Source organism: Lysinibacillus sp. NPDC093688, from assembly GCF_050280145.1.
Lineage (GTDB): Bacteria > Bacillota > Bacilli > Bacillales_A > Planococcaceae > Lysinibacillus > Lysinibacillus xylanilyticus_B.
This window is the reverse complement of sequence record NZ_JBNNUX010000045.1, coordinates 18,724-30,211: the sequence shown is the minus strand read 5'-3', so window position 1 is coordinate 30,211 and position 11,488 is coordinate 18,724. Positions and strand designations below refer to the sequence as shown.

9 protein-coding genes are annotated in these 11,488 nt (G+C 37.5%); 2 read left to right on the top strand and 7 right to left on the bottom strand.

Annotated elements, in window-relative coordinates:
- Positions 1-341: 341 nt before the first annotated feature.
- Entirely contained in the window at positions 342-1,457 is a 1,116-nt protein-coding gene (locus tag ACQKN2_RS22430; RefSeq protein ID WP_427416911.1) for a DUF4261 domain-containing protein, read from the top strand.
- Positions 1,458-1,695: 238 nt separating this feature from the next.
- Here ACQKN2_RS22430 and ACQKN2_RS22425 read toward each other — a convergent pair whose 3' ends face one another.
- Genes ACQKN2_RS22425 through ACQKN2_RS22415 form a run of 3 tightly spaced genes read right to left on the bottom strand, consistent with a single transcriptional unit; the run spans position 1,696 to position 4,218 of the window.
- The gene (locus tag ACQKN2_RS22425) at positions 1,696-2,550 is read right to left on the bottom strand and encodes an SDR family oxidoreductase (protein ID WP_427416910.1); all 855 of its coding nucleotides are present in this window, start codon (positions 2,548-2,550) and stop codon (positions 1,696-1,698) included.
- On the bottom strand, positions 2,547-3,575 hold the full coding sequence (locus ACQKN2_RS22420; protein WP_427416909.1) for a polysaccharide biosynthesis protein: 1,029 nt from the start codon (positions 3,573-3,575) through the stop codon (positions 2,547-2,549). Before ACQKN2_RS22420 ends, ACQKN2_RS22425 begins: the two co-directional genes overlap by 4 nt.
- A gap of 43 nt (positions 3,576-3,618) precedes the next feature.
- Positions 3,619-4,218 (bottom strand): glycosyltransferase family 2 protein, encoded by a 600-nt coding sequence (locus ACQKN2_RS22415; RefSeq protein ID WP_427416908.1) that lies wholly within the window; start codon positions 4,216-4,218, stop codon positions 3,619-3,621.
- Between the two features lie 296 nt (positions 4,219-4,514).
- Between ACQKN2_RS22415 and ACQKN2_RS22410 the strand changes: the two genes are divergently transcribed.
- A complete protein-coding gene (locus ACQKN2_RS22410) occupies positions 4,515-5,612 on the top strand; it encodes a glycosyltransferase family 4 protein (RefSeq protein WP_427416907.1) in 1,098 nt (365 codons plus the stop codon).
- 276 nt (positions 5,613-5,888) lie between these two features.
- Here ACQKN2_RS22410 and ACQKN2_RS22405 read toward each other — a convergent pair whose 3' ends face one another.
- The 4 genes from ACQKN2_RS22405 to ACQKN2_RS22390 all read right to left on the bottom strand — a co-directional run bounded on the left by ACQKN2_RS22405 (position 5,889) and on the right by ACQKN2_RS22390 (position 11,488).
- Positions 5,889-9,374: a S8 family peptidase gene (locus ACQKN2_RS22405; protein ID WP_427416906.1), complete on the bottom strand. Its 3,486-nt coding sequence runs from the start codon at positions 9,372-9,374 to the stop codon at positions 5,889-5,891.
- 231 nt (positions 9,375-9,605) lie between these two features.
- Complete coding sequence (locus ACQKN2_RS22400) at positions 9,606-10,442, bottom strand: energy-coupling factor ABC transporter ATP-binding protein (protein WP_427416905.1); 837 nt, start codon at positions 10,440-10,442, stop codon at positions 9,606-9,608.
- On the bottom strand, positions 10,439-11,212 hold the full coding sequence (cbiQ, locus tag ACQKN2_RS22395; protein ID WP_427416904.1) for a cobalt ECF transporter T component CbiQ: 774 nt from the start codon (positions 11,210-11,212) through the stop codon (positions 10,439-10,441). The genes ACQKN2_RS22400 and cbiQ overlap by 4 nt, the downstream gene beginning before the upstream one ends.
- 3 nt (positions 11,213-11,215) lie before the next feature.
- Positions 11,216-11,488 (bottom strand): energy-coupling factor ABC transporter substrate-binding protein, encoded by a 273-nt coding sequence (locus ACQKN2_RS22390; protein ID WP_079561978.1) that lies wholly within the window; start codon positions 11,486-11,488, stop codon positions 11,216-11,218.

Here is an 11,488-nt window from a genome sequence, read left to right as displayed (position 1 = left end):
GAATTTAAAAAAGCTACCGCCTGCAAAATACAGACAGCAGCTTCAAAAAGTTGCCTAACCTTTTTTAAAATGTCCTTTACAAAGGGTACAATTTACTGACGTAGAATCCCTTTTTTATTACCCTGAAAATTACGTGTATATAGTACCGAAATTATCTTCCAATTCAATTGAATGGAGGATTTTTTTATGACCAAAAAGTCGAGATTATATTGCTACTCATTCCAGCACTCAATACTTACAGTGATCTCCTAACTTTTAGGGGGAATTCTTGATACACCTTTCATTTTCCTAAAAGTTGGTAGTATAATTGTAGAATCATTATTTATTAAGGAGTGAAATTAATGACAGCTCAACAACAAGCAGCAATGCAATCCATGATCGATTGGCTTGCAGATGAACGCGAACTTGGGCAACAACCGAGGAAAATAGAAATTGCAGGAGAATTTGATTTATATGATATGCACTACTACATATTCAAGTATAAAAAAGCAATGCTCGGAAAATGGCTCCTTGGCGTATGCGGAGGCTATGAGGACCCGTCTGACAAGGAGCATTGCGGCCATATATTCAGCGAGATGCAACCTTATGATCCTGCGACTGCAGAGCAAGACGCTGTAAAGATGGTAGAAATAATCCGAGAATACTGGATGCAGCAAGCTGCAGCATATGAAGCTACCCAATCCATGGAGGACGAGACGGAAACGCAAGACAATGGCTCTGGTATTTTTAACGGGTTCGTTCTGCTAAACTCTACAGAATGTGATATTGATCAGATAAAAGCCAACCTTTTGAATGATTGGAACATCTCCTGCTCGTCGGCAGAGAATGAGGAAAAGGAAGGAACCCTGGTCTTTGAAGTGGACGACTGCGTCTTAGCGGTAAGTTTTGTCGATGCTCCCGTACCAGATGGTGAGGCTGAGCATTATGCACAGGGAAACTACATGTGGAAGGAAGCCGTGGAGGTTACTCAAACGCATGTAGCTCAAATCATCCTGGCTGCATTTACCCGCTCCGGCTCCCCGCTGGACAGTGGCAGGCTATACACTAAACTGGCGGCCAGTTGTTTAAAGCTTTCTAACGCAATAGGAATCTATACTTGCGGTACCGTGTTTCAGCCTGAACTTTTTCAGGATATGGCTGAAGTCATGAAGAATGACGACGACATGTTTCCTTTACTGAATCTGGTTTATTTCGGCCTGGTTGGAACGGAAACCGGGTTAGATGGATATACTTATGGGCTAAAAGCCTTTGGCAAGGATGAAATTGAAATTATGGACAGTCAAGCATCTCCTGCCGAGCTACGTGATTTTTTGATTACGATTTCCGGATATATTGTAGAAGAGGATGTCACTTTAAGGGATGGAGAAACGATCGGATTCTCAGCAGAGCAAAAGCTGCCGATTTCCCGTTCCGAGGGAGTTTATGTCGATGGGGATACTCTTAAAATTAAATACTAGGTTCATGCCCAAAAGACACCGTAGCAGGTGTCTTTTTTATGCACTTTGCTTCACTAATCGCGATTTCCAACCGCAAGTGAGGGGAGTAATGCCATCTTTTTCAGCCTTTAAGTAATAAAGTTATAAAACCGTTGAATTTACTAGTATCAAGGTATGACTGACTATACTTTCTTTCTATAACTCGTGGCCATTCTGAACGGTCTCCGAACTTTCTCTTTAGCATCCAGATCCTCCAAACTCATTTAAAATAATGGGGATACAAATCTTTATGCTGCTCTATCCAGTTTTTCATCTCAAGGATCATTTCTTCATAGTTAGGTACAATAAATGAAAAATCTTTTCGGGTGTTGACTAGTGTTTTATCAATGTTTACGAGGGGATATGACCGGATCGTTACTTTATTTTGTTTAAAGTGCTTATTGAATAAGTGCAGTAAATCATACTTTGAAATATTGCTATTGTTGACGAGGTGGTAGAGGCCTGTTATACCTTCAAGCGCTGCATGTTCAATGGCTTTTGCTAACGTTAGGGTAGTAACTCCGGTCCAAATTGCACCAGTATAGCCGCGAATAGTATCATGTTGTTTCATAAACCAATTAAAGAGGCCAATGCCATCCTCCTTCAAATCAGGACCGATGATAGAGTTACGAAATGTTAGGTGTTGAGTGCTTTCGATTTCTCCTAGTCCCTTCGTACGATCGTAAAAGGTTTCCCCGTCGCGAAGGCTTTTTTCATGATAGGGGGCTGCTTTTCCTGAAAATACACAATCTGTACTCAAATGCATAAGCTTGGTGTTACTGTTTTTTAATAAAGACTCAATGGCATGAGGCAAATAACTATTAAGATATACGCTTTTCTCGCGGTCCGTTTCACAGGCGTCATTTAAAACACCGATACAATTGACCACAACATCATAGTCGCGATCTAATAAAAGTGACTTTAAAAAATTTGTATCTGTAATATCTCCCGTAATATTATTGCCGCATGAAAAGGCTGTTCGTGAATAGGTTGTTACCTCATGCCCTTGGGCGTACAAATAGAGTGAAATTGTGTGGCCAGCCATTCCAGTAGCTCCAAGTACTAAAAATTTCAAGGTTTTCCTCCCATCCAATTTTGTAATTCTTCTTGAATGAGAGGAAGCTTTACTAATTTTTCTTTTATTTCAGCGACTGACAGTATTTTCGTATTAGTAGAGTTGTATTCGTCGGTTAACGTAATTTTAGGAGAGCCCTCATCAAGATATTTTCCATAATTTAAATCCCGGTTATCGGCAGGGATTCTATAAAAAATCCCCATATCAATGGCCTTTGCAGCTTCTTCCTTTGTTAATAACACTTCGTAAATCTTTTCGCCATGCCGTGTTCCAATAGTTTGTATCTGATTTTGAGCTTGAAAAATTTCTAGTAATGCTTGTGCTATATCCCCAATATAAGCTGCTGGTGATTTTTGCACCATAATGTCCCCGTTGTCAGCGTGTGAGAAGGCGTATAAAACTAATTCTACTGCCTCATCAAGACTCATCATAAAGCGTGTCATTTTTGGATCTGTAATCGTTAAAGGCTTGCCAGCTTTAATTTGTTCGATGAATAAAGGAATGACAGAGCCCCTTGAAGCCATGACATTTCCGTATCGTGTCCCACAAATCAATGTTTTATCTGAATGAACCATTCTAGACTTAGCAATAAACGTTTTTTCCATCATAGCCTTCGAAATTCCCATTGCATTTACTGGATAAGCAGCCTTATCAGTAGATAGGCAAATAATTTTTTTAACACTTGCTTGAATAGCCGCAGTTAAAACATTATCCGTGCCTAAGATGTTCGTCTTAACTGCTTCTAGTGGAAAAAATTCGCAAGAGGGGACCTGCTTAAGAGCGGCAGCATGAAAAACAAAATCGACATCATACATCGCATTATGAATGCTTTGGATGTCACGTACATCGCCTATAAAAAATTTAATTTTCGGATGTTGGTAGAGTTTGCGCATATCATCTTGCTTTTTCTCATCTCTTGAAAAGATGCGAATCTCCTTAACGTCGGTATTCAAAAATCTCTTTAATACTGCATTACCAAAAGAGCCGGTGCCGCCAGTAATGAGAAGAACTTTATCTTTAAACATTGTATTGTCAATTACACCTCCTGCATGTATGGAAATAATGGCGTTATTTTAATCCTCTACGATGTAAATCATATTCAGAGTTTTCTCTTGGGAAGTTATACCAGTATGCCAATTCATTTGTATATTTACTTGTTGGGTTTTTATCCATTAAGGCACAATTAAAATCCCAATCCCCGGCAATATCTTTTCTTATGGTAAAGGTAGCATCACCTATAAAACTTCTTCGAATAATTTTAAATTGTCCAGGTAATGTGTATTGGTTTGATTCATCTTTTATAAATGCATAGCCTGCCTTTGTTAGCATGTTGTAGTAGTAAATATCAAACTGACCATCTACTTGGGCTAAGACGTTTCTAATGGCGGGTAAGTAGTGATCATCACTATCAATGATTGCTACATAATCACCAGTAGCTTCTGTGATACATCGATTATAGGCTACACTAGCACCTAAATTAGTTGGATGATTAATTATTTTTAAGGTTGGCCAGTTTTTTTGATAGTCCTTTAATAAAGTTAAAGTATTGTCGGTTGAGCCATCATCGCAAACGATAATTTCATAGGCATATTCTTTAGGAATACTTTCTAACATTGTTAATATCCACTCTTCACTATTGTAGGCTGGTGATAAAAAGCTAATTTTCATGTAAAACCTCGATTCTTTTATTGTTAGTAGAAATGTTCAATAGGCGTTAGCAGAAGTTTTATAAAGTCTATACTGTTTCCTTTGATTGCCATGAAGGATTCTTTATTACAATATGCGTTGCAAGAGTTGTTCTGTAGGCAATTGCTTTCATTCGTTAGTTATTTAAAAGAGAGAAACGCACTTTAAAATAAGGTGATTTTACTAGTGTGTTTACGGTACTTATACTAATCTTTTCACATTATTGAACAAGAAATCATAATTTAATGAAACGCTTCATTTAAAAAAAGGGGGATGTTATGTCAAAAAAGATAGCCTTCATATGTAGTGTGGAATCGTATAAGCTCTCCGACGCACATATTTTCAAAGATTTGTGCCTTGTTCCTATTTTGTTAGGTGAATATTTAGGCTATGATGTTAGTATTTTAACGACTGAAATGAATGAAGCATTATTGAAACAAACCTTTCCTTCTGTCACTTTTCAACATATTCCGTTTGGCGATGACTATGTTGCTAATATGAATAGTTATTTAATAGAGCACGCAAAGGACATCGATATTGCATTTGCGATAGGGCCGTATCCATCGTATTTATCGATCTTAAAAACTTATAAAAAATTTAATCCAAACGGAAAAATTTATTTGAAATTAGATGTTAATCGGTTTTGGTTAAATAGATTAAAAACCTATCCTTATTTTTCGGAGTTACTCCAGCTTTGTGATGTACTTTCCTCTGAATGTGAATCCATTCAAAGCTCTATTCATGAGTTTTTGAATTTGGATATTAAACGTATTCCTAACGGCTTTTATGAACTGTTTCAAACAGAGCCTGTTTCATTTAAAGAGAAAGAAAATAGAATAGTAACGGTTGGTCGTTTAGATGCTCCTGAAAAACAAATTCTTTTAGCAGTAAAAGCCTTTTTAGCAGCACAGCTTTCAGATTGGGAGTTTCGGTTAGTAGGTCCAATGTCAGAGGCGTTTAGACAGGAGCTGTTGAACGTACTTGATGGAAATCCATTCGCAGCGCAGGTCACTATTTTGGGGCCAATTTATGATAAGGTACGATTGGAGGAAGAGTATAGAAAGGCTAAAATATTTTGCCTTACCTCCTTAGTAGAATGCTATGCTCATGTATTTGCTGAGGCCGCGAAGAATGGTTGTTATATTGTTACGACCGATGTGGATGGGGCTAAAGATATTACCCATGATCAACGCTTCGGGGCAATTCATCCAACACATGATTTGCAAAGTGTTGGACGGACATTGCAGCAAGTAACAAAACAGGAAGCTTTATTGGCTGATACATGCGAACACCTCCAAGCATTCGCAAGAGCGGAATTAAATTGGAGACATATTGTGCAAAAAGTGGCTGAATATTTAAATGAAAAGCCAAGTTAAAGTGTATTTTTGCTTGAATAGGTGGGGGATTCTTTTCTTCAGATACAGGGGGAAAGAGGGGGGGAATACTTCAAGCAACATTGAACGAACTAGAGAAGTGAACAGTACTTTTCGATGAATATCAAAAAAGCGCGAGAAATCAACGTTTCTAAAATTGATTTCTTGCGCTTTTAAGGTTTTGGCCAGTCTTGTCCCAGCCTAGTCTTCGACACTACCTTCAACCGAAAATTCTATCGTTCTACAACGTTCATTTTTCAGTCCAAGGAGGTTTATATTTTATTTAATTTCAAGTGTATATGGTTGAGAACTAGCTTTGCCGTAATATTCACTTACTTCAATAAAGTAAGTTCCTTTATCCAGTGTGACTGTACCTACTTCAGCATCTCCAGCTCCATAAAAATCTAAAGTTTCTACTGTTTTTCCTTTTGCATCAATAATACGGATGACGCCATCTAGTGCTTTTTCTGTTTTAAGAGAGAAGAACACATCGCGTTTGCTGTCGTTTTTAAATTCAAAATAGTCTTTATCACCAAATGCAACACCTGCATTTAGATATTGTTTAGCTACCCATTTACCGTCTTTTTTCGTAAGTACAGTTGGTTTTGTCGGTATACCGTTAACTAACTTGGAATCTGCATCTTCATCAGCATTTTTATGATCAAACAAAGTTAAAGTATACGGTTGGATTGATACTTGCCCAACATTGCTTCCGTTAAGAACAATAAAGTACCCGTGACCCTGTTTGGCTTTAAAAGAAGTATTTACATCTGTTGTCCCACCAAGACCCATTAGTATTTGAAGGAGGTCTTCACCTTGTCCAAATTGTATTTCTGTTGCCATTTCTTTTGGGTCAATTTTTCTATTGCCATTAGTATCTTCAATAATGGAGCCTGAAAACTTCAAGTCATTTTGAAGTTCTTTCGGTAATTGATCTAGCTGTTCTTTTGTATATGGAACAGAAGAAATAAGAAGGCTCATGACTTCATCTTTGCCATATTGTTTATAATAGTAGAAATCTGTATCATCTTGATAAATGAGATGATCTTTGTAAGTTGTACCAGGTTGAATCTTAATAGCAGTTTTTGGTGTATTATTATTTATTTTATCCTCTTGTGGAATAGCTGCCATTTTACTTGTTTTAAGTGTATACGGTTCAGAAGAACGGTCACCAAGATTCATTACTTTTACAACATAGGTTTTATCCTTTTTCAATGCAATTGTCTTCGCTTCGTTTTCATCAATTGTTGATCCAAGAAGCAGACTAAGTAACCCCATATCGTTAGTTAATGAAGAAACTGGGATTAATTCATTTGTTTCCTCATCGTATTCGAATATATTACCAGCTGGTGATTGGTTTATACCTTTTTGAATCTTGAAACCATAAACGGCATTTTCTTTAGCTGTAAATTTGAAGTAATCCTCATCATCTTCAGTTTGGAAGTATGCTTTTTGATCTTTACCAATATCAAAACGAATCGCTTGGTCCATAATTTGCTCAACGTTTTCCGGTTGTTCCATAGCACCTGGATTCATGAACATATTCATAAAATCATTTAGTTGATTACGTTTTTTTGCTGTATATTCATTAAAAGGTAAAAGATCCTTTTGTACGGTGTTTTCTATCATTCCTTCTAATGTAAGGCCGTCTTCATCTTCAGGAAGGGTAACGACTTCACCTTTTAATGTGTAAGGAATGATGGATTCACTAACAGTTGCTTCAGTATCAATACCGCCGCTAAAGAACATATCAAGTGAAAAATTGTTACTGTTTTTATTAGATACGCTTATTACATACTTTTCATTTGGCATAGCATCGACAACCAAGCTTACTCCATCGCCTTTATCCGTGCCGTAAGATGCTCGGATTGGATATGCCTCATCTAATTCTTCAGCATCAACTATCTCTGTTGCTAAATCTTCCTTTAAATAAAGCTCCATGGATGCTGTAACACCTGGAATCCCAGTTAAATCAAATTTCAGTGTCGTTGGTTCATTCACTGAAAATGTAAAATAATCTTTGTCACCTAGATGATCTTCAGAAAGTAGGGTATAGTTTTTCCCTGCTGTACTGAATGGGAATTTTTCAATCTTTTCCATATGCTCCATATCTAATGAATCAATTGGTAATTCTTTAGTCGTTTGAGCTGTGAAAACATAGTTAGAATCGCCCTTTGAGCTATAGTTTCCATTATGGTCTTTCACTCCGATCAGAAGGGTTCCCTTCTGATCTGCATTATATAGGTATCCTTCTTGCTTGCCTACGCGAACATCATTGACGTTAATTGGTTCTACTTTTTTATTAGAACCTTCAGGGTAGAAGTACAAATCAAATGCATAATCATATTTGTTTGCACCTTTTAATGTCAGTTGAGCATATTCATTTGCATCTAGATCAACCTTGTACCATTTCTTTTCGTCCGGTTGGTTGAATGTACCTTTTTCAGTATTTAATGTATCCTTTTTAAGGACTTTAGCGTTTTTCAAGCGCTCTTCTTTTGTTTCGGAATACTGTTTTGGTAAATCTTTAATATTAAACTGTAATGCTTTCACAGGATCTACTAGGCCATGTCCATATGTAAGATCATAGCCCGTCTCACCTAAATCCTTTGCAGTCTTTTCGAGAATAGCTTCTATTTCATAAGGCTTTAAATCTGGATATTTTGATTTTAAAAGGGATGCCACACCGGCAACAACAGGAGATGCCATCGATGTTCCACTAAATTTTACAAAGGATGATCCTTTTTTCTCATCATGAACTGTACTATAAATTTCTTCACCTGGAGCTACTAGGTCAACCGATGGACCATAGTTTGAATAGCTTGATAATTTGTTTCGATCATTCGTAGAACCTACACTTATAACGCCTTCGTAAGAAGCAGGGAAGGAGTAATTATCTGTCGATTCATTTCCAGCAGCAGCTACAATGGTAACTCCTTTATCAATCGCTTTCTGAACGGCTTCCTCCATTAATGGAGATTCTCCATAGCCACCAAGACTCATATTGATAACGTCGGCGCCTTGCTCGATGGCATAAAGGATGCCTTGTGCAATGACGAAATCATTAGCACCATCTTGTCCGTTGAATACATCGATCGGAAGAAGCTTGGCCTTTGGATTAATCCCGTGTCCTCCAATACCATTATCTTTTGCAGCACCAATAATTCCTGCTACATGTGTTCCATGGTCACCAGGATAAGAAGTATTGGCAGGTGCTGCAGCATTATATGGAGGTAGCACATGAGATTTTAAATCTGGATGTTTAAAGTCCACACCAGAATCGATAACTGCCACTTTTACATCATTGTTACCTGCTAATTCTAGAGCTTTATCAATTTGAAGTAGGTTTAAATGATACATATCTTGTTTCTTTGGATCTGTCTTTGTGCCAAAGGAATGATACACATAGCTCGGAGATACATTTTTAACCCCTTTTTGTGTAGCATAATATGAAACTGCTTTTTCTAAATCTGTTCCTTTGTTGAGTTGGATAACATCGTAACCTAATGAAGGAATAGAGCGGATCACTTTTGCACCAATTTTGTTATGTACATTCTTATCTAGACCTGAATGTTTGACGATAATTGTATCCTTACTAATCCATTCTTTTTGATTTTTGAATGTTTGGTCCTTATTGCTAGCTACTTTCACTAAATCTTGGTTCTTTGCTGTTTTTTGTGGAGCTTCAGCGAAGGCAGAAGTAGCAGGAACCATTAGTGCAGCAGATGCTACTAAAGCGATAGATTTCTTTTTCCAGTTTTTCAACTGTTTTCCCTCCTTGGGTAATTAATTATTTGTGACATCTATACTATTACGAATGGGTGATAGAAAAGTTTCATAAATGAGGATATATTTTTCAAAGATTCCATTCTATATTTTACCATATGTTTTATCCATCGTAGAAATTACGGCTGCCATTCCTACTCGATTTGTAAGATTGGAGTAGAAGAGGAGAGTGTATTAGCCGCGATAAATTTCAACTATGGACAAATTGTCTTATAACTGCTCAATCAGTCTGTGTAAATCTTCCTTAGAACGAGGCATTTTACTATTTTTCTCAAATAGTTTTTTGTTTTGTAAAGCAATGGCCATATCGAAGACCCATGGGCGTTCAAGATGGGCTCTCTCAAGCAAATCCTCTTGAAAGAACAGTTCAACGGGATCCCCATTATAAATAATTCTCCCAGCTTCCATGACGATTATTTGATCTGCCCATTCATAGGCTAACGGGATATCATGCGTTGCCAGTAAAATGCTTCGTTCACCGTTTTCTAACGTAGCTAAATAGTGTAAAACTTGTGCACTATAATAATTATCTAATCCAGCTGTTGGTTCATCTAATAATAAAACGGAAGGTTCCATTGCAAGTACTCCTGCCATTGCGACACGTTTTTTTTGCCCAACGCTTAAAAAATGGATCGGCTTATCAAGCAATGCTTCAACTTCCGTTTGAGCGACAGCCCACGCAATATTCTCTTCCATTTTTTCAGTTGTCCAGCCAAGATTCATAGGTCCAAATGCAATATCTTGCTTAACAGTGCCAGAAAAAAGCTGGTTGTCTGCATCTTGAAAAACAATACCAACCTGTTGACGTAAGTCTTTTAATGCTTTTCTACTGTAGTTAAGTGCTGTGCCTTGAAAGGTTATACTTCCAGCTGTAGGCTTCAAAATTCCATTTAAATGCTGGAATAACGTTGATTTTCCAGCTCCATTATGACCAAGTAAAGCAATTTTTTTTCCTTTTGGAATCTGAAGTGTAATGTCTGTTAAAGCATGCGTTCCGTCTGCATACGCGTAAGATAAATGTGTTAATTCAAAGTATAAGTCTGTCATGAGAAAAAACCTCCATAAATGATGAGGAGTATAAAAATTGCAGCAATACCTAGCCAGTTTTTCGTGTTATAGCTAACCTTCTCCTGCCAATAGACCGTTTCGCCACCACGTGCTTCCATCGCATTGGTTAGCTCACGACTTCGTTGGAACATCTCGACAAATAAAGCAGCAATCAGCATTGAGACCGAGCGAAGCCACTGCATAGGGGAGCTGTATCCTAGACGTGCCTGCTGAGCAAGATGAATTTTTTGCATACTGTCTAAAAAGATAAAAATAAAACGATACGTTAGTTCTAGTAGCTCAACAAATAAAGTGGGCAGTCGCCATTGTCGCAAGACGTAACAAATAGATTGTACTGATGTCGTGAGAATTAAAAAATACAAACAGCTAATGCTGCCAAGGACGATGAAAAAAAGCTGTTGCGCTGTCAGTAAGCTCGCACTGCCAACAAATATTGTCCAATGATAAAGAGAAAATGACCAAATAGTTGGAGGTAGCGTGCTTGTTGCTGGCGCTATAGAAATTAAAATGGATGCTAGGCTCGATAATAAAAAAAATCCGGGTAGCAATAGTAATTTTGCGTAATATTTAGCAGGGATTTTTGCACCTGAAATGATAAAAGCACTCATCACAATAAATGTAATGAGTGAAATTCGTTCATCTCTCATGATAAGCGACAGTAGAAGCAGACCAAGGGATAGCGTCATTTTTTCTAGCGGATGAACAGACGCTAGTTTATTCATATAAGCATACTTATCAATAAGTAACATCTCTTAACCTTCTTTATGTTTACCACGCATTAAGCCGATGAAATAGCCGATAAATCCGGCTCCAATAGCAGCTTGTAGTGCGAATAATAAACTTTCTATTTCACCACTTGGTGGCTCCCATAAGCTTTCAAACCATGGCTCGTAGTTAGCATCTATTTCACCGATTGCTGCCTCCGCTTCACCATCAGCACCTTCAAAATCTGCGCCTTTTTGAATGAAGAGGGGAATGATTGCTAACAACACAACAATTGCTAAGAGCAATAAATTTTTTTTCAT

Excerpts from the sequence above, each read along its gene's own strand:
- ACQKN2_RS22390 (WP_079561978.1), bottom strand. The coding sequence starts at position 11,488 with ATGAAAAAAAATTTATTGCTCTTAGCAATTGTTGTGTTGTTAGCAATC.
- ACQKN2_RS22420 (WP_427416909.1), bottom strand. The coding sequence starts at position 3,575 with ATGTTTAAAGATAAAGTTCTTCTCATTACTGGCGGCACCGGCTCTTTT.
- ACQKN2_RS22430 (WP_427416911.1), top strand. The coding sequence starts at position 342 with ATGACAGCTCAACAACAAGCAGCAATGCAATCCATGATCGATTGGCTT.
- ACQKN2_RS22410 (WP_427416907.1), top strand. The coding sequence starts at position 4,515 with ATGTCAAAAAAGATAGCCTTCATATGTAGTGTGGAATCGTATAAGCTC.
- ACQKN2_RS22415 (WP_427416908.1), bottom strand. The coding sequence starts at position 4,218 with ATGAAAATTAGCTTTTTATCACCAGCCTACAATAGTGAAGAGTGGATA.
- ACQKN2_RS22400 (WP_427416905.1), bottom strand. The coding sequence starts at position 10,442 with ATGACAGACTTATACTTTGAATTAACACATTTATCTTACGCGTATGCA.
- cbiQ (WP_427416904.1), bottom strand. The coding sequence starts at position 11,212 with ATGTTACTTATTGATAAGTATGCTTATATGAATAAACTAGCGTCTGTT.